23 protein-coding genes are annotated in these 20635 nt (G+C 62.2%); 15 read left to right on the top strand and 8 right to left on the bottom strand.

Annotated features, from left to right (window positions below; translation table 11 throughout):
• Positions 1-3231 carry a carbamoyl-phosphate synthase large subunit gene (gene carB, locus R1W00_RS03095; RefSeq protein ID WP_317261248.1) on the bottom strand — a complete coding sequence of 1077 codons (3231 nt, stop codon included), beginning with the start codon at positions 3229-3231 and terminating at the stop codon, positions 1-3.
• A gap of 201 nt (positions 3232-3432) precedes the next feature.
• Between carB and R1W00_RS03090 the strand changes: the two genes are divergently transcribed.
• A complete protein-coding gene (locus R1W00_RS03090; protein WP_317261247.1) occupies positions 3433-4563 on the top strand; it encodes an aminodeoxychorismate synthase component I in 1131 nt (376 codons plus the stop codon).
• Entirely contained in the window at positions 4524-5174 is a 651-nt protein-coding gene (locus R1W00_RS03085; protein ID WP_410901514.1) for an aminotransferase class IV family protein, read from the top strand. The genes R1W00_RS03090 and R1W00_RS03085 overlap by 40 nt, the downstream gene beginning before the upstream one ends.
• 3 nt (positions 5175-5177) lie before the next feature.
• Here the strand turns inward: R1W00_RS03085 and R1W00_RS03080 are convergent, their stop codons facing one another.
• A complete protein-coding gene (locus tag R1W00_RS03080; RefSeq protein ID WP_317261246.1) occupies positions 5178-6443 on the bottom strand; it encodes a cyclopropane-fatty-acyl-phospholipid synthase family protein in 1266 nt (421 codons plus the stop codon).
• 138 nt (positions 6444-6581) lie between these two features.
• Between R1W00_RS03080 and aspS the strand changes: the two genes are divergently transcribed.
• Positions 6582-8360, top strand: coding sequence for an aspartate--tRNA ligase (aspS, locus tag R1W00_RS03075; protein ID WP_317261245.1), 1779 nt, complete (start codon positions 6582-6584; stop codon positions 8358-8360).
• Positions 8361-8474: 114 nt separating this feature from the next.
• Positions 8475-9179 (top strand): GNAT family protein, encoded by a 705-nt coding sequence (locus R1W00_RS03070; RefSeq protein WP_317261244.1) that lies wholly within the window; start codon positions 8475-8477, stop codon positions 9177-9179.
• Positions 9180-9182: 3 nt separating this feature from the next.
• Here R1W00_RS03070 and R1W00_RS03065 read toward each other — a convergent pair whose 3' ends face one another.
• The gene (locus tag R1W00_RS03065; RefSeq protein WP_317261243.1) at positions 9183-9878 is read right to left on the bottom strand and encodes a response regulator; all 696 of its coding nucleotides are present in this window, start codon (positions 9876-9878) and stop codon (positions 9183-9185) included.
• A 144-nt stretch (positions 9879-10022) separates the two neighbouring features.
• On the opposite strand from R1W00_RS03065, the gene mce reads away from it, so the two are divergent.
• On the top strand, positions 10023-10427 hold the full coding sequence (gene mce / locus R1W00_RS03060) for a methylmalonyl-CoA epimerase (protein ID WP_317261242.1): 405 nt from the start codon (positions 10023-10025) through the stop codon (positions 10425-10427).
• Positions 10427-10723, top strand: a complete 297-nt coding sequence (locus tag R1W00_RS03055) for a DUF1467 family protein (RefSeq protein WP_317261241.1) — start codon at positions 10427-10429, stop codon at positions 10721-10723. Before mce ends, R1W00_RS03055 begins: the two co-directional genes overlap by 1 nt.
• Here the strand turns inward: R1W00_RS03055 and R1W00_RS03050 are convergent.
• Both R1W00_RS03050 and R1W00_RS03045 read right to left on the bottom strand, forming a co-directional pair.
• Complete coding sequence (locus tag R1W00_RS03050) at positions 10689-11390, bottom strand: EI24 domain-containing protein (RefSeq protein ID WP_317261240.1); 702 nt, start codon at positions 11388-11390, stop codon at positions 10689-10691. The two genes, R1W00_RS03055 and R1W00_RS03050, sit on opposite strands and share 35 nt — an antisense overlap.
• Positions 11375-11953, bottom strand: a complete 579-nt coding sequence (locus R1W00_RS03045; protein ID WP_317261239.1) for a nitroreductase — start codon at positions 11951-11953, stop codon at positions 11375-11377. Before R1W00_RS03045 ends, R1W00_RS03050 begins: the two co-directional genes overlap by 16 nt.
• Before the next feature lie 28 nt (positions 11954-11981).
• Here R1W00_RS03045 and R1W00_RS03040 point away from each other — a divergent pair, with 28 nt between their 5' ends.
• Complete coding sequence (locus R1W00_RS03040; RefSeq protein ID WP_317261238.1) at positions 11982-12299, top strand: DUF167 domain-containing protein; 318 nt, start codon at positions 11982-11984, stop codon at positions 12297-12299.
• Here R1W00_RS03040 and R1W00_RS03035 read toward each other — a convergent pair.
• A complete protein-coding gene (locus R1W00_RS03035) occupies positions 12296-12544 on the bottom strand; it encodes a hypothetical protein (protein ID WP_317261237.1) in 249 nt (82 codons plus the stop codon). The two genes, R1W00_RS03040 and R1W00_RS03035, sit on opposite strands and share 4 nt — an antisense overlap.
• A 116-nt stretch (positions 12545-12660) precedes the next feature.
• Between R1W00_RS03035 and R1W00_RS03030 the strand changes: the two genes are divergently transcribed.
• From R1W00_RS03030 to R1W00_RS03020, 3 genes are all read left to right on the top strand, one after another.
• Positions 12661-13410 carry a M48 family metallopeptidase gene (locus R1W00_RS03030; protein ID WP_317261236.1) on the top strand — a complete coding sequence of 250 codons (750 nt, stop codon included), beginning with the start codon at positions 12661-12663 and terminating at the stop codon, positions 13408-13410.
• A gap of 105 nt (positions 13411-13515) precedes the next feature.
• Entirely contained in the window at positions 13516-13776 is a 261-nt protein-coding gene (locus tag R1W00_RS03025) for a DUF6455 family protein (RefSeq protein ID WP_317261235.1), read from the top strand.
• Between the two features lie 2 nt (positions 13777-13778).
• Positions 13779-14033, top strand: a complete 255-nt coding sequence (locus R1W00_RS03020) for a DUF6455 family protein (RefSeq protein WP_317261234.1) — start codon at positions 13779-13781, stop codon at positions 14031-14033.
• 1 nt (position 14034) lies between these two features.
• Here the strand turns inward: R1W00_RS03020 and hrpB are convergent, their stop codons facing one another.
• Together hrpB and R1W00_RS03010 are read right to left on the bottom strand one after the other, a co-directional pair.
• A complete protein-coding gene (hrpB, locus tag R1W00_RS03015; protein ID WP_317261233.1) occupies positions 14035-16461 on the bottom strand; it encodes an ATP-dependent helicase HrpB in 2427 nt (808 codons plus the stop codon).
• A 37-nt stretch (positions 16462-16498) separates the two neighbouring features.
• Positions 16499-17113, bottom strand: coding sequence for a methyltransferase domain-containing protein (locus tag R1W00_RS03010; RefSeq protein ID WP_317261232.1), 615 nt, complete (start codon positions 17111-17113; stop codon positions 16499-16501).
• An 89-nt stretch (positions 17114-17202) separates the two neighbouring features.
• Between R1W00_RS03010 and R1W00_RS03005 the strand changes: the two genes are divergently transcribed.
• The 5 genes from R1W00_RS03005 to R1W00_RS02985 all read left to right on the top strand — a co-directional run bounded on the left by R1W00_RS03005 (position 17203) and on the right by R1W00_RS02985 (position 20607).
• Positions 17203-18105 (top strand): LysR family transcriptional regulator, encoded by a 903-nt coding sequence (locus tag R1W00_RS03005; protein WP_317261231.1) that lies wholly within the window; start codon positions 17203-17205, stop codon positions 18103-18105.
• 61 nt (positions 18106-18166) lie between these two features.
• Positions 18167-19144: a methylmalonyl Co-A mutase-associated GTPase MeaB gene (gene meaB / locus R1W00_RS03000; RefSeq protein ID WP_317261230.1), complete on the top strand. Its 978-nt coding sequence runs from the start codon at positions 18167-18169 to the stop codon at positions 19142-19144.
• Positions 19145-19340: 196 nt separating this feature from the next.
• Positions 19341-19628 (top strand): 50S ribosomal protein L28, encoded by a 288-nt coding sequence (gene rpmB / locus R1W00_RS02995; RefSeq protein WP_317261229.1) that lies wholly within the window; start codon positions 19341-19343, stop codon positions 19626-19628.
• A gap of 101 nt (positions 19629-19729) precedes the next feature.
• A complete protein-coding gene (locus tag R1W00_RS02990; RefSeq protein ID WP_317261228.1) occupies positions 19730-20077 on the top strand; it encodes a hypothetical protein in 348 nt (115 codons plus the stop codon).
• Between the two features lie 38 nt (positions 20078-20115).
• Positions 20116-20607 (top strand): copper chaperone PCu(A)C, encoded by a 492-nt coding sequence (locus tag R1W00_RS02985; protein ID WP_317261227.1) that lies wholly within the window; start codon positions 20116-20118, stop codon positions 20605-20607.
• The last annotated feature ends 28 nt before the right edge of the window (positions 20608-20635 follow it).

Below are 20635 nucleotides of genomic sequence, written 5' to 3'. Positions count from 1 at the left end.
CTAGACCTCTTGTAGGCTGCGCACGGTGATGTCGCCCTCATCCCGGCTCTTCATCGCACGCGCGGCGGCGTTGCTGGCCGCGGCGGTGGTGAAGTAGGGGATCTTGTCGAACAGGGCGACCTTGCGGATTTCGCGGCTGTCTTCGACGGCTTGGGCGCCTTCGGTCGTGTTCATGACCAGCGCAATTTCACCGTCTTTCATCATGTCGACGATGTTCGGGCGGCCCTCATAGACCTTGTTCACCACCTGACAGGCGATGCCGTTTTCGCTGAGGAAGGCACCGGTGCCGCGTGTGGCGATGATGCTGAAGCCGAGATCCGACAGGATGCGCACGGCCTCTATCATGATGTCGGTCTTGTCCGCGTCCTTGATCGAGACAAACACCTTGCCCTCGGTCGGCAGGATCACACCTGCGCCCAGCTGTGCCTTGAGGAAGGCGCGCTCAAAGGTGGCGTCGCTGCCCATGACCTCGCCGGTCGAGCGCATTTCCGGCCCAAGGATCGTGTCCACACCCGGGAAGCGGGCGAAGGGCAGAACGGCCTCTTTCACGGCGAACGTGTCGATGTTGGGATCGACCAGATCAAACGCCGTCAGTTTCTCACCGGCCATCACACGCGCGGCGATCGAGGCGATGGGCGAATTCACCGCCTTGGCCACAAAAGGCACGGTGCGCGAGGCACGCGGGTTCACCTCGATCAGGTAGACCTCACCGTCTTTGATCGCGAACTGCACGTTCATCAGGCCGACCACGTTCAGACCCTTGGCCAAGGCCACGCTCTGACGTTTGATTTCGGCGATCAGATCATCCGACAGCGAGTAGGGCGGCAGCGAACAGGCACTGTCGCCCGAGTGGACGCCCGCCTCTTCGATGTGCTGCATGATGCCCGCGATATGGACGTCATCGCCGTCACACAGCGCGTCAACGTCAAGCTCGGTTGCGCCCGACAGATAGCTGTCGAGCAGAACGGGGCTATCGCCCGAGACCACAACGGCCTCTTTGATATAGCGTTCTAGACCGGCCATATCGCGCACGATTTCCATCGCGCGACCGCCCAGAACATAGGACGGGCGGATCACCAGCGGAAAGCCGATCTCGCCCGCGATCTCCAGCGCCTCGGCGTCGGAATGGGCGATGCCGTTCTTGGGCTGTTTCAGGTCCAGACGGTTCACCAGATCCTGGAACCGCTCACGGTCTTCGGCAAGGTCGATGGCGTCGGGGCTGGTGCCGAGGATCGGGATACCTTCGGCCTCAAGCGCGTTGGCCAGTTTCAGCGGGGTTTGGCCGCCGAACTGAACGATGACCCCTTTCAGGGTGCCGTTTTCCTGTTCCACGCGCAGGATTTCCATCACGTGTTCAAACGTCAGCGGCTCAAAGTACAGACGGTCCGAGGTGTCATAGTCGGTCGACACTGTTTCGGGGTTACAGTTGACCATGATGGTCTCATACCCCGCCTCGGTCAGCGCGAAACACGCGTGACAGCAGCAATAGTCGAACTCGATCCCCTGACCGATCCGGTTGGGGCCACCGCCAAGGATGACGACTTTGTTCTTGTCGCTGGGGCGCGCCTCGCATTCGACCTCATCCAGCACGGGGGCCTCATAGGTCGAGTACATGTAGGGCGTTTGCGCCTCGAACTCGGCGGCGCAGGTGTCGATGCGTTTGAACACCGCAGTGACGCCAAGGTTGTGACGCGCGCGGCGCACCTGATCCTCGTCGCGGCCCGACAGTTTAGCCAGACGCGCGTCGCTAAAGCCCAGCATTTTCAGTTCGCGCAGGCCGGCCTCGGTGACGGGCAGGCCATTCTTGCGCACGCCTTCTTCGGCCTCGACGATCTCGCGGATACGGTCAAGGAACCACGGATCAAACGCGGTGGCGGCTTGGATTTCGTCGTTGGTCAGACCGTGGCGCATGGCCTGTGCAATGGTGCGCATCCGGTCGGGCGTCGCGGTAGAGATGGCGGCGATCACGGCGGCCTTGTCGGGTGCGCCTTCGATTTCGACCTCGTCAAAGCCGGTCAGGCCGGTTTCCATCGACGCCAGCGCCTTTTGCAGCGACTCGTGGATGGTGCGACCGATGGCCATTGCCTCGCCCACGGATTTCATCGCCGTCGTCAGTTCGGGTTTCGAGCCCGGGAATTTCTCGAACGCAAAGCGCGGGATTTTGGTGACGACATAGTCGATGGTCGGCTCGAACGAGGCGGGCGTGACCTTGGTGATGTCGTTGTCCAACTCGTCCAGCGTATAGCCAACCGCCAGTTTCGCCGCGATTTTCGCAATCGGGAAGCCAGTCGCCTTGGACGCCAGCGCGGACGAACGCGACACGCGCGGGTTCATTTCGATCACGACCATACGGCCATCGGCGGGATTCACGGCCCATTGCACGTTCGAGCCGCCGGTTTCCACGCCGATTTCGCGCAGCACGTTGATCGAGTGCGTGCGCATGATCTGGTATTCTTTGTCCGTCAGGGTCAGTGCGGGGGCCACGGTGATCGAGTCACCCGTGTGCACACCCATCGGGTCCACGTTTTCGATCGAACAGACGATGATGGCGTTGTCGGCGGTGTCGCGCACCACCTCCATCTCGTATTCTTTCCAACCCAGCAGGGATTCATCGATCAGGATCTGGTTCACCGGCGAGGCATCAAGGCCCGTGCGGCAATAGTATTCGTAATCGTCGCGGTTATAGGCCACGCCGCCGCCGGTCCCGCCAAGGGTGAATGCGGGGCGGATAATCGCGGGCAGGCCGATGTCTTCGAGGGCGGCCATGCATTCTTCGATGGTGTTGGCGATGGTCGCTTTGGGGTTTTCGATGCCCAGACGATCCATGGCCTCACGGAACAGCTTGCGGTCTTCGGCCATTTCGATGGCCTCGCGCTTGGCACCGATCAGTTCGACGTTGAACTGCTCCAGCACGCCCATGTCGGCCAGCGACAGAGCGGTGTTCAGACCCGTTTGGCCACCCATGGTCGGCAACAGGGCGTCGGGGCGCTCTTTCTCGATGATCTTGGCGACGACTTCGGGGGTGATCGGCTCGATATAGGTCGCATCGGCCAGACCGGGGTCGGTCATGATCGTTGCGGGGTTCGAGTTCACCAGAATAACGCGGTAGCCTTCTTCGCGCAGCGCCTTACAGGCCTGTGCACCGGAATAGTCGAACTCACACGCTTGGCCGATGATAATAGGGCCCGCGCCGATGATCATAATGGAACTGATATCGGTTCTTTTCGGCATGACAGCACCCCTGAGTTGGCAAATTCTTGGGGGTTATATCCATGCAAAGTCGATGCGCAAGACAAGTTTCGCCGCAAATGGTCCCTTATTTGGCGTTCAGGGGAATTTGCGGGGGGAAAATGGCGCTAAAACGGGGTGGGTTGCTTGCCCATGGGGGCACTGCGGCCTATGTGCCCTGCGACGAGTCACGGCGGAAAGCGGATGTCAGCACCATTTGTCCTGTTTGATCACGGACCGATTCCGGGCGGAACCCTGTTCCGGGACCCCGTGGATGTGATCCGTGCGGAGACGCCGGACGATCTGGACGGGGCCTTTGACTCGATTGAGCGCGCCCGCGCCGATGGGCATTGGGTCGTTGGCATGGCCGCCTATGAGCTTGGTTATTGTTTTGACGCCAAGCTGCGCCCGTATCTGCCCAAGGATCGCGCGGTGCCCCTGATGGAATTCGGGGTATTTCGCGACGCCGAACCGGCGGGTGAGTTTGCCCAAGGTTCGCAGGACGCGCATCTGGTCAATATCACACCCGACTGGGACGAGGCCCGATATGCCCGCGCGTTTGATGTCGTGCAGGACTATATAAGTGCGGGCGATTTTTATCAGGCCAACCTGACCTTCGCCCTGCACGCCGAAATGGTTGGGACGGCGATGGATCTCTACCGGTCCCTGCGCGCGGCCCAGCCCGTGCCCTATGGCACCTATCACGATCTGGGTGGTCCGGTGATCCTGTCCCGCTCGCCCGAACTGTTCTTTCGGGTGAAGGGCGGCGTGATCCAGACCCACCCGATGAAAGGGACAATCGCCCGTGATCCCGACCCTGCACGGGACAAGGCCGCGCGCGATTGGTTGCAGGGGGATGCGAAAAACCGCGCCGAGAACCTGATGATTGTGGACCTGTTGCGCAACGATATTTCCCGCATCGCCAAGGTCGGGTCGGTCAAGGTGCCCGACCTGTTCGCCATTGAAACCTATGCCACCGTGCACCAGATGGTGTCGCGGGTGCGGGGGGATCTGGTGCCGGACCTGACCCTGCGCGACATGTTCGCGGCACTGTTTCCGTGCGGGTCTGTTACGGGTGCGCCGAAGATCCGCGCGATGCAGGTTCTGGCGGAACTGGAATCCGGCGCGCGGGACGCCTACTGCGGGGCGCTTGGGTGGATTGCACCCGATGGGGATATGGAATTTAATGTGGGCATTCGAACGCTGCGCCTTGATCGTGGTGGACAGGTCCATTTCAACGTCGGGGGCGGCGTGGTGCACGATAGCACCGCCGCGTCCGAGTATCAGGAGGCGCTTTGGAAAGCCCGCTTTGCGAGACTGCCCCAGACGGCGTAACCGTATTTGAAACCATGCGGTATGAGCCGGGGCAGGGCCCTGTTCGGATGGACCTGCACCTGGACCGGATGGCGCGCGGGGCCACGGCGTTGGGGTTTCCGTTCGACCGGATCTTGGCCTCGGATTTGTTGCACTCGGTTGCGGGGGAACAGGCGCTGCGCCTGCGTTTGGCCCTGTCGGGTGAGGGCGCGTTTGATCTGACACAGGCGGTGTTTACGCCGGAAAATCGCCCGTGGACCATTCAGATTTCCGAAACCCGTCTGCAGTCTGACGACCCGTGGTTGCGGATCAAGACCAGTCACCGCCCGATTTACGGCCCCGCCTACGCGGCACGCCCCGCCGGTGTGCATGAATGGGTGTTCCTGAACGAGCGCGGTGAGGTTGCCGAGGGCACAATCACCAACGTCTTTATAGAACGCGAGGGCGTGTTCCTGACCCCGCCGTTGACCTCGGGCGTGTTGCCCGGCGTGTTGCGGCAGGACCTGCTGGACCGCGGCCTAGCGCGGGAGGCGGTTTTGCGCCCCGCCGATTTGGTCGCCGGAGGCGTGTTCATGGGCAATTGTTTGCGCGGGCTGATCTCGGTCTCTCGGGTGATCTCTGCCCGCGCCTAGGCCTTATTCCGCGGCCAGTTTCGGCGGTTGCTCTTCAATCCGGATCGCGTTGCGCAAGGCGCTATCGACCTCACCACCATAGAGATAGTCACGCGCAATCGGCACGGCGTCTTTGCGCTTGGCCAGTTGCACCTGATAGAGGTCATGGGGCATGTCCGACATGCTGAGTTCTGATGCGATCAGATAATAGCGCCACATGCGGATGAACCGTTCGTCATACATGTCGCGCGCCTGATCCAACGTGTCCTCAAACCGCAGCAGCCATTCGTAGAGTGTACGCGCATAATGCGTCCGCCAGCATTCGATGTCGGTCTGCAACAGCGTGGTTTTTTCGATATCGGTGAACACCTCGGACAGGGCAGGGGTATAGCCACCGGGGAAGATGTATTTGTTGAACCACGGGCTTAGGTTGCCGGGCGGTGAACTGCGCCCGATGAAATGGATCAGGGCAACGCCGTCCTCGGCCAAATTCTTGGCCACCTGCCGGAAATAGGTGCCGTATTGGGGCTGGCCGACGTGTTCCAGCATACCGACCGACACAATCCGGTCGAACGTCTCATCCACGTCGCGGTAATCCATCAGGCGGAAATCGCATTTGTCCGCGACACCGGCCTTTTTCGCGCGCTCAATCGCGTGTTGCCGTTGCTGTTCGGACAGGGTAACGCCGACGACGTTCGCCCCATAGTCGCGCGCCAGCGTCACGCCCAGTTCCCCCCAGCCACAGCCGATGTCCAGAACCCGCATCCCGGGCTTGATCAGCAGTTTCTTGGCGATGTGGTGTTTCTTGTTGTCCTGCGCCTGTTCCAGCGTGTCGTCGATGTCGCGGAAATAGGCACAGGTGTAGAGCATGCTTTCATCCAGAAAGAGCTCATAAAACGGGGTCGAGATTTCGTAATGGTGCTCGGCATTCTTGCGCGCCTTGGCCAGCGGGGTCCATTGATGCCACTTGCGCAACTGACGCCGCGCCGCCTTGGCCCAACGTTGCCATGCGGGCATATGGCCGCGTTCGGCATTGCGCACCACAAGGGTCAAGAGCCCGCGCACATCGTCGCCCTCGATCACCAACTCTTGGTCCATATAGGCCTCACCCAAGGCAAGCTCGGGGTTGCGCAACAGTTTCATTGGCAATTTATTGGTGGTAAAGCGTACCGACACCTCGGGCGCGGACCCATCGCCAAAGCGATGCGTGCTGCCATCGGCCAGCGTCAGGTGCAGCGTTCCGGACTTAATGAGCCGGCCAGCCATACCAATAAACAACTTATTCAGCATGTATTCGTCCTAAAAACAACTTGGGGTTACCGTAATCTTCACCAATTTTGCACCTGTGGCAACGCCCATCCCTTGACTTTGCCGCCCAAGACAGGTGTATCGGCGCGGACCGTTTCCAGAACCCCTGGGGGATACCCGATGCACGCTTTCCGCAGCCATACCTGCGCTGACCTTAACAAATCCAACGTGGGCGAGACCGTTCGCCTGTCGGGCTGGGTCCACCGGATCCGCGATCACGGCGGCATCCTGTTCGTCGATCTGCGCGATCACTATGGCGTCACTCAGGTCCTGTGCGACCCCGATAGCCCGGTTTTTGCGCAGATGGAAACCGTGCGTTCGGAATGGTGTATCCGTATCGACGGCACCGTCAAGGCACGTGACCCCGAACTGGTGAACCCGAAACTGCCGACCGGTGAGGTTGAGGTGTTCGTGCGTGATCTGGAAATTCTGGGCGCTGCCGAGGAACTGCCGCTGATGGTGTTCGGCGATCAGGAATATCCCGAGGAAACGCGCCTGCGCTATCGCTACCTCGACCTGCGCCGCGAAAAGATGCAGGACAACATGACCCTGCGCTCGGACGTGGTCGCCTCGATCCGTCGCCGCATGTGGGACAAGGGGTTCCGCGAGTTCCAGACGCCGATCATCACCGCGTCCTCGCCCGAAGGCGCGCGCGACTTCCTTGTGCCGTCGCGTCTGCACCCCGGTAAATTCTACGCCCTGCCGCAGGCCCCCCAGCAGTTCAAACAGCTGATCATGGTGTCGGGGTTCGACAAGTATTTCCAGATCGCGCCGTGCTTCCGCGACGAAGACCCGCGCGCCGACCGTTCGCCCACCGATTTCTATCAGTTGGACATGGAAATGTCCTTTGTTAGCCAGCAGGACGTGTTCGACACGATCCAGCCGGTGATCGGTGGCATTTTTGAGGAATTCGGCGGCGGTCGTAAGGTCGATGCCGAATGGCCGCAGATTTCCTATAAGGACGCGGCGAAATGGTACGGCACGGACAAGCCCGACCTGCGCAACCCGATCAAGATGCAGGACGTGTCCGAACACTTCCGCGGTTCGGGCTTTGCGATCTTTGCCAAGCTGTTGGAGCAAGACGGCACCGAAATCCGTGCGATCCCCGCACCGACGGGTGGCTCGCGCAAATTCTGTGACCGCATGAACGCCTTTGCCCAGAAAGAGGGCCTGCCGGGGATGGGCTATATCTTCTGGCGTGAAACGAACGGCGAGATGGAAGCCGCCGGTCCGCTGGCCAAAAACATCGGCCCCGAGCGCACCGAGGCAATCCGTCAGCAACTGGGCCTTGGTATCGGTGATGCGGCGTTCTTCCTTGGCGGTAAACCCTCGGTGTTTGAGGGCGTGGCCGGTAAGGCCCGCACGGTTATCGGTGAGGAACTGAACCTGACCGACAAGGACCGTTTTGCCTTTGCGTGGATCGTCGATTTCCCGATGTACGAAAAGGATCCGGAAACCGGTGCGGTCGACTTTAGCCACAACCCGTTCTCGATGCCCCAAGGCGGCGAAGAGGCGCTGAACGGCGATCCGATGGACGTTCTGGGCTATCAGTACGATCTGGCCTGTAACGGCTACGAACTGATCTCGGGCGCGATCCGGAACCACAAACCCGAAATCATGTTCAAGGCGTTCGAACTGGCCGGTTATCCGGCGGATGAGGTCACCAAGCGCTTTGGCGGGATGGTCAACGCGTTCAAATACGGCGCCCCGCCGCACGGTGGTTGCGCCGCAGGGATCGACCGGATCGTGATGTTGTTGGCCGACACCGCCAACATCCGTGAGGTCATCATGTTCCCGATGAACCAGCGCGCCGAGGACCTGATGATGGGCGCGCCGTCGTTGCCGATGAACGAACAGCTGCGCGAGTTGTCGCTGCGCGTGATCGAGCAAGAAGACTAAGGCGCACCTGCCCATCTGGAATTTGGAACCGGCCCCCGTGGCCGGTTTCTTTTTGTCTGCTTGCGCGGTGGCGGGCGGCGTGTTTCTGTGAGGCGTTAACGATTGGGGGCAGGGATGCAGAAAGTCGGGTTCGAATTGCCGGGGTGGGTGCCGCCACGGGTGCCGGATGTGGATGTTCTGGACGGTCCATATGTGCGTCTTGAGCGGTTGAGCAGCGATCGCCACGGCGCGGCCCTGTTTCAGGCCTATTCGGGGCATGACGCGGTTTGGACCTACTTGCCCGTGGGGCCGTTCCATTCCTCGGCGCAGTATCAGCGCTGGGTCCGCGAAAACGAGACCTCGATCGATCCCTATTTTTTCGCCATTCAGGACAAGATGTCGGGCAAATGGGCAGGTGTCGCTTCGTTCCTGCGCGTCACGCCGAATGCCGGCACGATTGAGGTCGGGTTCCTGACCTTTTCGCCCCTGTTGCAACGCACCCCCGCCGCGACTGAGGCGATGTTCCTGATGATGCAGTGGGCGTTCGAGGCCGGCTATCGCCGGTACGAATGGAAATGCGATGCCCTGAACCTGCCCTCGCGCCGCGCGGCCCAGCGGTTGGGCTTTAGCTATGAGGGCGTGTTTCGGCAGGCCGCCGTGGTCAAGGGGCGCAACCGTGACACCGCGTGGTTTTCCGTCATCGACCGCGAATGGCCCGCGTTGAAAGAGGCGTTTCACGTCTGGCTGGCGCCCGAGAATTTCCGCCCCGACGGATCACAGGTCGAACGCCTGTCCGATCTGACCCGTCTGGTGCGCGCCAACGACGACCCGACCCTATAGGCCTTAGACAGGGCGCGCGTTGGCCAGATGCGGGGTCAGCACGTCCAGAATAGCCGCGGTCGGTGCGCCGTCGCGGATCATCTCGGCGGCCTCGGAGGCGGGACTGTCGGGGCTGAGACGGGAAAGACCGGTCAGGAATTGACGCAAATAGGCACGATCCGACCGCCCCGCGCGCAGATCGTCACAGACGGCGCGAATGTCCTCGTTCAACGCAAAGACATCGGGGGTCACGGTCTGGCCGGTGACAAGTTGCGGACCGGTGTGCATTTCCGGCAGGTGGCGCAGGATCGCCTGTTGAAACTGGGCAAGGTTGGTCAGCGGTTTGGCCAGAAACCCATCCGCCCCTGCGGCGATCGCGCGATCCTCGGCGTCATCATTGCCACTGGTGGCAAGGATCACGTCGATACGCGGTGTCGCGTGGTGTAGATCGGCGATCAGATCCTCACCCATCCCATCAGGCAGGCCCAGATCGACGATCACCACATGCGGACGATAGACGCACAGATGGCGGCGCGCGGCGTGGATGCAATCGGCGCGCCGGATACGGGCACCGGCATTCAGGCACAGCAATCGCATCGCCTCGGACGCGAATCGACTGTCCTCAACCAACAGGACGGTCAGACCGGACAGGGGGCGCGCCATCGCAGCAGCAAACGAGGGCGCAGTGGAAATCGGCAGGGAATCAGCGGTGGCAGGCATCAGACATCTCCTTTGGCCCGTCCATCGGACCATGGTTGTGCTTAATCGCGGGTTAATGGTTGCGGCATTCCGGCGCGCCGCCTTGCTTTGCCTGCTGCATCGCCGCATAACCCCATGCAAACCGCTTGATAGAGGAGCAAGCCGATGATCGGACGTCTGAACCATGTCGCCATCGCCGTACCGGACCTAGAGGCCGCGGCTGCGCAATACAAAAACACCCTTGGTGCCGAGGTTGGCGCGCCGCAGGATGAACCCGATCACGGCGTGACGGTGGTGTTCATCACCCTGCCAAACACGAAAATCGAACTGCTGTACCCGCTGGGCGAGAACAGCCCGATCAACGGCTTTCTGGAAAAGAACCCCGCCGGTGGCATCCACCACATCTGTTATGAGGTCGATGACATTCTGGCCGCGCGTGATAAACTAAAGGCCGAAGGCGCCCGCGTCCTTGGAACAGGCGAACCCAAGATCGGCGCCCATGGCAAGCCGGTCCTGTTCCTGCATCCCAAGGATTTCAACGGCTGTCTGGTTGAGCTGGAGCAAGTCTGATGACCATCACCGCCGCGATCGTCCTGTTTGCCGTGATCTGGTTTATGGTGCTGTTTGTCACCCTGCCGGTCCGTCTGCGCACGCAGGGTGATGTGGGCGAAATCGTACCGGGCACGCCCGCAAGCGCGCCCGCCGATTTCAAACCGCGCCGTACGGCCAAGATCGTGACCCTTTGGGCGGTTGCGATCTGGATCGTGCTGGGCAGTGTCATCCAGTGGGGCCCTTATTCCATCGCGGATCTTCAGGGCCTGAACAAGCTGACTATGATCCCCGCACCCGGTGATACAGATGAGTAAAGGTTGCCGCGCCTAGAACCGGAATAAGCAGGTTCACAAGCGGCAACGACAACGGCACCGCCATCAGCGTCCCCGCCACCCAAATGCGCGCCCAATAACGGCGGCGCAGGCGGGACGCCTCGGTCCGCCCAAGGCGGCGCATGGCGGCCATCTGGAAATATTCCCGCCCCAACAGATACCCGTTCACCGCCCAGAACAAAAACGGCGCAAGCGGTCCGGCGGGCAGGTACAGGATCAACGCAACCGCGTTGACCACGACCATCACCCCAAGAAACCCCAAACTGTCACGCAGGTTGTCGGATAGGCTGATCTTGGTGACGGGACCTTGGCCGGGGTAATGGCGGTCCTCAACGGCCTGCGCGACGTCATCCAGAAACAGACCGGTAAATGCCGAGGCGACCGGCACCATCAAAAACACCGACAGCACCATCATCAACGGGATCACCGCCCAAGACGCCGCGCTGTCGATCCAGTTCACGGTACCGATATAGGGCAGGCTGACCGCGTCGGGCACGAAAATCCCCACCAGAACACTGATCCCATAGGTCAGGGCGGCCAAAAGGGCGACCGACAGGCCGATTCCCCTGAACAGCACCGACCGGAAAGGACGGTCGGGCAGTTGCCCGAGCGCCTTTAGGAACGAGGTCAGGATCATACGCCGTCCCATGTGGTGATCTGATCCAGATCGGGGCGGGGACGTTCGGGTGGCGCAGCGCGCTCAGTCCCCAGATGGATGATGCCCGCGATCTTTTCCCCGGGGTTCAGGCCAAAGCCACGTGTGCAAATATCCGGATCATGCGATGGCCAACCCGACAGCCAGTTCGCCCCCCAACCTGACGCCAGCGCCGCATTGACCAGAGCAAGGCAGGCCGCGCCCGCCGAATAGATCTGTTCGATCTGGGGCACCTTGGGCGAGTCGACCGGCGCGCTGACCACAACCACGGCCAGTCCGGCGTTTTCATAGGTGGAGGTCTGTTTCGCAATCGCGTCCGCGTCATAGCCCAGCTTGGGCCCTTGGGTCGCGATTTCACCGGCGACGCGGGCCAGAGCCTCCTTGCCCATCACGATGAACCGCCACGGTTCCAGCTTGCCGTGATCGGGCGTGCGCGCAGCGGCGGTCAGGATATCGGTCAGGTCCTCACGGGTGGGGTAGGGCGCAACCAGCGTTTTCGCAGGGCGCGAGCGGCGGGTCAGCAAAAAGTCCATCACCGCAGAATTCGGGGTAGGCATCGGGGGTTTCTCCTGTTTGTTACCGGAAATGTCGGGTAAAATAGTCGGGTATTCAAGTGCGGCGGCGCAGAAACCCGAGGCAAACGTGCAAAACGGTTTGGAAAAATGGTTGAACGAACGCGGTGAACTGGCCGTGCGGGTGACGCCCAAGGCGGCGAAAAACCGTGTGACCTGTGATCCTGAAACCGGCGAGGTGCGGGTCTATGTCACCGTCGTCCCCGAGGGCGGCAAGGCCAATGCGGCGGTGGTCAAGCTGTTGTCCAAAGAGTTCGGGATCGCGAAATCGCGGTTTGACCTGATCCGTGGCCAGACATCGCGCGACAAGGTTTTTGCCGTGCTGGATTAATCCTTGCCGTCGTCGTTATACAGACGGTAAACGCCCTCGGGCAGGTCCAGAGCCGCCGCAAGCTCATCCAACTGATCGATGGAAAAGGTGATCTTGTTCACCGTATCTGTGCGCGGATCGTATTGCTCAAGCGTGACGCAATCCTCAAATGCATTGATGGTGATATCTTCTTGCAGCGGGGGCTGGGGCCCTTCATCCACAAGGGTGACGACAGTGGCGTCAAATTCGTGTTCGATGGTAAACATACCCCACGCTAGCGCGCGGATATGCGCTTGGGAAGAGGGCGCGCGAAAACGGGATTTGTCTTTTTTGTCCGCCCCCATAAGATGCCGGAAAAACCATCCGCCGGAGGCCGCACATCATGCGTCTGAGCAGTCTGATACTCCCCCTTGCCCTTTCTGTCGCGGGCTGTGTCGAGGTGACATCACCCACGTCTGCGCCGTCCTCGGGCGGCGGTGGGGGCGCGCCCGTGTCCAGCATGGACAGCACCGCCCTGACCTCAGCGCCCGCTGGGTTTCAAACCGTGAATGCCAATGCGCGCTTTGCCGGCGTTGTGCGCCGTGTTGAGCCGATCGCCGAGGCGCAGTGTCGTCAGGCGACGCGCGGATCGAACTGTGATTTCGCGATCTATATCGACGCCAACCCGTCCGAGCCCGCGAACGCCTATCAGACGCTGGACAATGCAAACCGCCCTGTGATCGTGTTCACCAAGGCCCTGCTGGCCGATGCGCAGAACACGGATGAATTGGCCTTTGTTCTGGGGCATGAGGCGGCCCACCACATCGCGGGTCATATCCCGAAGCAACAGGGGACGGCGGTTCTGGGGGCGCTGATCCTTGGCACTGCGGCGGGTCTTGGCGGGGCCAGCGCCGAAAGCATCGACTCGTTCACGCGTCTGGGGGCGGCTGTAGGCGGGCGGTTCTTCTCGCAGGATATGGAGCTTGAGGCGGACGCCCTTGGCACCGTGATCGCCCATGATGCGGGGTATGATCCGGTCCTTGGCGCGCAATTCTTTGACCGCATCCCCGATCCTGGTGAAACCTTCCTTGGCTCGCATCCGCCCAACGCCAAACGCCAAGAAACTGTGCAAAAGGTTGCGGCGAACCTCTGACCGCCTTCACAGATATGGCCCGTTTGATCCGGATCAAAGACCGCACGTCCCAGCCTTGGTTGGCTGGGGGCAGGACCCTTTCCACGGATCAAGCGGAGCGACCACATGTTTGGATTTCAGAAATTTGACGATCATTCGACCCTTGTGAACAAGATGGGCGACACCGTCGGTGTCGATCTGGTCGAAGAGCTTCAGCGCGGCACCCTGTCGCCCAGCGAGTTGCGGGGCGCGGTTCTGCGCTGTGTCGGGTGCCGTGAGACCGGTAAGTGCCGCCAGTTTCTGGCCGAGCACGCGGGCGAAACGCTCGACCACACTCCCAGCTATTGCCGCAACGCGGACACGTTCGAGGCGCTGAAAGGGGAATAACAATGTCTGGGCCATCCAGATTTTCCCAACACTACTGGCTGACCAACGGGATGGCGCGCTGTGTCGGGATCAATCTGAGCCATGAAATCCGTGCGGGCCGTTTGGCCCATACGGACCTGCAGGACACCGTGGCGCGCTGTGCTCTGTGCCCGAATGCGGGGCAATGCGCGCAATGGATGGGGCATCAATGCGATGTGGCGCCCGATCCGCCCAAATATTGCGAAATCCGCGATGATCTGCGCCGCCTGACTCATTGATCTATGTGCCGCGCGGTTTGGCGCGCAGGGTCGGGTCGGCCACGGTCGGATCCTCGGGCCACGGGTGGCGGGGGTAACGGCCGCGCATATCCTTGCGCACATCCGCATAGGACGACGTCCAGAACCCCGGCAGGTCCATCGTCGTCTGCACGGGACGCTGCGCGGGCGACAGCAGTGTAATCTTCAACGGCGCGCGCGACGGGCCCACGGTCGGGTGGGTGGTCTGGCCGAACATTTCCTGCAACCGGACCTGAATTTCCGGCGTGCCCCCCGCATAATCAATCGCGATTTTCCGGCCCAGTGGCGTGGTGAACGACCCCGGTGCCAGACGGTCCAAATCCTGTTGTTGCTCCCAACTCAGCGCGTTTTTCAACGGCCCCGTCAGGTCGAGGTTTTTCAACTGATCCGCCGTCTTGATCCCGTTGAGATAGGGCAGCAACCAGTCCTCGGCGGCATCAATCAGGGCCGCGTCCGTGGTGTCGGGGAAATCCGCCCCCTGTTCGCGCAACAGATCGATGCGCGCGCGCAGACGCCGTGCCGGATCGCTCCAAGGCAAGCCAAGGTCGCGCACCCCGTCCAGCATCGCGCGCGCTATCGCATCGGGCGGGGCGTCTTTCCAGATGCGGTCGTCCAGAACCAGCGCGCCGAACCGTTCCTGACGGCGGGCGATCACGCGACGCTCGCGTTTGGACCATTCGCACAGGTCGTGCCAACCGATCTGATCAGGGTACAGCGCGCGCAACTCGCCCTCGGTGATTGGGGCGGCAAGGCGGATCCGGGCCTCACGCGTGTCGCCGTCCAGATCCAGCGCGATCAGCAACCGGTCCCCCGCCATATCGTCGCCATCGTCCATCACCGCGCCCTTGCCACCCGACAGAACGAACCGCGCCTGATCGCCCTTGCGGCGCAGACCCACGCGGTCGGGATAGGCCAAGGCGGCGCATTGCCCGATGCTGAGGTCACGCGCGGGACCGGCCAGCGGTTTCAGGCGCCGCGCCTCGGATTTGATCCGTTCGACCGCACCACGGTTCACCGCCCCGTCGCGCGGGGCTGCAAGAGCGCGTAGGCGGCGGGTCACATCACAGCCCGCGCCGCGCATCGGGTCGCGTTCCGACAACAGCGCGGCCAGATCGACCGCGCGCGGCCCACCGGCACGCACCATATGCCCCAGTCGCGGGTGCAACGGCATCGCCGCTAGATCGCGCCCGTGATCCGTGATCCGCCCGCCCGCGTCGAGTGCCCCCAAATCCCGCAGCAACGCACGCGCCTCGGCCAGCGGGGCCTCGGGCGGCGGGGTCAGGAAAATCAGGTCATCCGCACTGCCCCACAGGGCCAGTTCAAGGGCAAGGTCGGTCAGATCGGCGGCCTCGATCTCGGCGGGGGGAAAGGGGGGCAATCCGCCCTCTTCGCCCTTGGTCCACAGGCGATAGCACGTGCCCTCGGCCACACGACCGGCACGGCCTGCGCGTTGGGTCGCCTCGGCCTTGGTGGTGCGCTCGGTCACAAGGCGGGACATGCCGGAATTCGGGTCGAACCGTGCGCGGCGGCTCTGCCCGCCATCAACGACCACGCGGACGTCTTGGATGGTCAGGGAGGTCTCGGCGATAGAGGTCGCCAGAACGATTTTCCGCCCCGTGGTCGCGGGGGCAATCGCCGCGCGCTGTTCGGCAAAGGGCAGAGATCCATAAAGGGGCCGCACGGCGCAATCCGCGGGCAAACGCCCCGCTAGCCGCGCGGCCGTGCGCCGGATTTCGCCCTCACCCGGTAAGAACGCCAGAATGCCGCCGGCGGTGTTTTTGGCGGCTTCAACGATCAGATCGGCCATAGCCGCGTCAAACCGTGTGGTTTTCGGCACGGGCCGGTCCAGCCATTTGATGTCCACCGGATACATCCGCCCCGCCGAGGTCACGACCGGCGCATCATCCAGCAGCCGCGCCACCGGTTCCGCGTCCAGCGTCGCCGACATCACCACCAACAGCAGATCGTCGCGCAGCGCCTGTCGCACCTCCCACGTCAGGGCAAGGCCAAGGTCCGCGTTCAGGGACCGTTCGTGAAATTCGTCAAACAGGATCGCGCCGATGCCGGTCAGTTCGGGGTCGGATTGGATCATGCGGGTCAGGATGCCCTCGGTCACGACCTCAATCTGCGTGGATTTGGACGTCTTGGCCTCACCCCGAATGCGATAGCCGACGGTTTGGCCCACCGGCTCACCCAGTGTCTCGGCCATGCGTTCAGCGGCGGCGCGCGCGGCCAGACGGCGGGGTTCCAGCATGACAATCCGCCCGTCGCTCAGGCCCGCGTCCAACAGGGCCAGAGGCACGACGGTCGTCTTCCCCGCGCCCGGCGGGGCCTGCAACACAACGCGGCCATGCCCGCGCAGGGCGGCGATCACGTCGGGCAGGGCGTCATGAATGGGCAGGGTCGTCATAACGACCTTATCCGCCAAACACGGCGCGGGGGAAAGTTCAGATTTTGCGCGCCACGATGATCGCGCGGGAGGGCGCGCCGGATTGGATTGTGGTCTCAACCACCTCAAACCCCGCGCGCGCGATTGTGGATTTCAGCGCGTCTAGACGGTGGAACCTCACGAACGGCGCCTGTCCGATCTTGCGCATCACCCATAACAGGGGCGCCCACAGGTTCAGGCCCCCGCCGGTGTAGGGCGTTTTCGAGATGAACAGCCCGCCACGCGGCAAGATCTCCGCGATATGTCCAAGGTCCCCGTCCAGATCGGGCAGCAGATGGAGCAGGTTCAGGGCCAGCACCACATCGGTGCGCAGACCCTGCTGGGCCAGTGTTTTCGCGGTTTGCTGGGCCACGTCCATATTGGCGGTGGCGTTGGTACGGGCGATGCGCACCATCTGGGCCGCGCTGTCGGTGGCCAGCATATGGGTCACATGCCGCGACAGGCGCGCGGCGGTTGCCCCGCTGCCCGCGCCCAATTCGACCACGTGATGTTCGGGGCGCAGATGTGGAATGATGACGTCCAACCCCGCCTCATAGGCGGGGACGTCGGTGATCGGGCGGGCGGTATAGCTCTGGGCGCGGTCGTCCCAAAAGGTTTCGGATGTCAGGGTCATGGGGATGCTCCGTGTTCTGGAGTGTCAGATAGATATGCGCATATCGAAAATAAATTGCGGAAATTCGCCTATTTGGTATGCATTTATGTATGACCTGGGGTGCGATCAAATTTGACTGGAACCACATACGGGCGTTTCTGGCGGTGGCCGAAACGGGGTCCCTGTCGGCGGCGGCGCGCCGTCTTGGGCAGACACAGCCGACCGTGGGGCGCCAGATTGCGGCGCTGGAATCCGATCTGGACGTGCTGTTGTTTGACCGCGATGTGCGCGGGATGCGGCTGACGCCTGCGGGGGCGGATATGCTGGACCATGTTAACGCGATGGCACAGGCGGCGGCGCAGGTCAGCCAAGTTGCCCAAGGGCACGGGCAAACCGCCTCGGGTCTGGTGCGTCTTGCCGTTAGTGACACGATGGCGGCCTATATCCTGCCGCCTATCCTGACCCAAATCCGTGCCGAGGCACCGGGGATCGAAATTGAACTGGTCGTGTCTAATGAAGTCACGGATTTACGGCGACGGGACGCGGATATTGCCCTGCGCCATCTGCGCCCGACCCAAGGCGACCTGATCGCCCGCAAGATCGGAGAGACCAGTGCGGCCTTCTACGCCGCCCCGTCCTATGCGGCGGGCTTGCCGGACAGGGACGGGGCGAAGGTTTTGGGTGCGGCCCAGATTTTGGGTTTTGATGAGCCCGCGCGCATGGTCGAGGCGTTCAAGGGCTTCGGCATCGCCACGCGGGCCGAGCAGTTCGCGGTCACATCGTCCAGCGCCGTGGCGGTCTGGGAATTGGCGCGGGCGGGGGCGGGCGTGGCGATCATGACCCGCGAAATCGCCGCGAAATTCCCCGAAATGGTGCAGATCGCGCCGGACCTGCCGCCCGTTCCCATTCCCCTGTGGTTGGTCAGCCACCGCGAGATTCAGCACAGCGCCCGCATCCGCACGGTCTTTGATGCGCTTGCGCGGGCGCTAACAGGGGTGTTGGCGGGGGAATAGCGCTGGACATCGCGCGGATGCGCTGGGAAAACACGGGCCGGATGTGATCGGAGGGCGCGGCATGGATACCCAAGAGTTGGCAACGCGGATTTTGGCGGGGGAACGTCGGGCCCTTGCGCGGGCGATCACCTTGGTCGAAAGCGGTCGCGATGATCACCGTGCCCAATCGGTGGACTTGCTGGAACGTTTGGCTGGATCGGGACGTCAGGCCCTGCGGATCGGGTTGTCGGGCACGCCGGGGGTGGGGAAATCCACCTTTATCGAGAGCTTTGGCATGATGCTGACCCAGCAGGGGCTGAAGGTGGCGGTGTTGGCCGTGGACCCCAGTTCGGCGCGTTCTGGCGGGTCGATTTTGGGCGATAAGACGCGGATGGAGCGCCTCAGCCGTGCGCCCAACGCGTTTATCCGACCCTCGCCCAGCCAGTCGGCCCTTGGCGGTGTGGCGCGCCGCACCCGTGATGCGGTCAGCCTGTGTGAGGCGGCGGGGTTTGACGTGATCCTGATCGAAACCGTGGGCGTGGGCCAATCCGAAACCATGGTCGCCGATATGACGGACCTGTTTATCCTGCTGCTGGCCCCCGCCGGTGGGGATGAATTGCAAGGGGTCAAGCGCGGCATCATGGAGATGGCCGATATCATTCTGGTCAATAAGGCCGACGGGGATCTGAAGTCTGCGGCGATGCGGACCTGTGCGGATTATGCAGGGGCGCTGCGCCTGTTGCGCAAACGCGCGCAGGATCCTGAAGGGTTCCCCAAGGCGATGACCGTTTCGGCCATGGAAGAGGCGGGTCTGGAAATCGCATGGGGCGAGATGCAGGCACTGGCCCACTGGCGGCGCGAGAACGGGCATTTCGACAGCCGTCGCGCGGATCAGGCGCGCCATTGGTTCGAGGAAGAAGTGCGGTTGGCCCTGTTGGCGCGGCTCGAGCGTGATCCCGAGGTCAAGGCGCAGATGGGCGCGTTGGGCCAAGAGGTGGCGCAAGGCGGGACCAGTGTATCCGGTGCCGTGGCGCAGATGTTGGCGCATCTGCGCAAATAGGGTGGGTCTGGCCCCTTGTTTGCGGCGGGATGTGAGTATTTTAGCCAAGATGAAAACAGGGGGTTCGGGGTTTGTTGAGAAAATCGCGGCGAATCCCTTGACGCGGGTTTGGTTTTGCAATTAAAGCACGCGAACGGAATTCGGGGCGCTGTTCCAACGGCGCCCAATTGTTTTATACGAAGCAAGGAAGAGACCTATGTCGCGCGTTTGCGAACTGACCGGAAAAGGCCCGATGGTTGGCAACAATGTCAGCCACGCCAACAACAAGACCAAGCGCCGGTTTCTGCCGAACTTGAACGATGTGACGCTGATCTCGGATGCGCTGGGCCGTTCTTTCAAGCTGCGCATCTCGGCGTCGGCTCTGCGTTCGGTGGACCACCGCGGTGGACTGGATGCGTTTCTGGCAAAAGCCAAGGACGCTGAACTGTCGGCCAAAGCGCTGAAGATCAAGAAAGACATCGAAAAAGCTGCGGCAGCCGCCTAAGTTTTGTCTGATCGTTATTGTGAGCGGCCTCGTCGGAAACGGCGGGGCCGCTTCGCTTTGTCGCTCTGGTGCTTAGTCGGGTCGTGCGATATGTCGATGGCATGAGGCATTTGCGTCAGATATGCGCCGCGTGGCTGATACTGGTTTTGGGGGTAACGTCCTTTAGCCTGGCTGTGGCGCGTGGTCAGGCAAGCCCCGTGACCACCATGGTGATCTGTTCAGGATTCGGGACACAGGTCATCGCGCTGGACGAGAATGGCGATCCGATTGGGGATCCGCATATTTGTCCGGATGGTGTGGCGGTGTTTGCCGATGCGTCCGCATCTGTCCCTGTTGCGGATGTTTTGTGGCGCGCGGATGGTGAGGTGATTGCCGTTCTGCGCCGCGCGGATGCCCAAGGGCGGGAGGATGTGCCTGCGGTGGCGCGGGGGCCGCCGGTGTTTGTGTGAGACCTAAATCGACACTCAAACACAAGGGATGATCCCAGATGAAATTCGCGAAATTTGTTGGCGTGGCTGCGATGGCCATGGGTTTTGGTGCGGCCGCGTGGGCCGACGGTATTGTGGTGGAGGACGCCTATGCGCGGGCCTCGACCCCGACGGCCAAGTCCGGTGCGGCGTTTATGGTGTTGATGAACACCAGCGATCAGGATGACCGGTTGGTTTCGGCGAAATCGGATGTGGCCGCGCGGGTTGAGCTGCATACGCACCGTGAGATCGCCGATGGCGTGATGAAGATGATGGAAGTCGAAGAGGGCTTTGCCATCCCCGCCGGTGGGACGCATATGTTGGCTCGTGGTGGCGATCATGTGATGTTCATGGGCCTGAACGAACCGTTCGCCGATGGCGATACCGTGGCGGTGACCTTGGTGTTTGAACACGCCGGTGAGGTTGCCGTGGAGATCCCTGTCGATTTGAACCGCAAGCCCGAACGCGGTGGTGGGCATGGTGCGGGCCACGGCGCGGGTCACGGTCAATAACGCGGGGCTTGGGGGCGGGGCACCGCCC

This window comes from Rhodovulum sp. FJ3, assembly GCF_032918305.1.
GTDB lineage: Bacteria > Pseudomonadota > Alphaproteobacteria > Rhodobacterales > Rhodobacteraceae > SAT37.
This window is presented reverse-complemented; position numbering and strand designations above follow the sequence as displayed.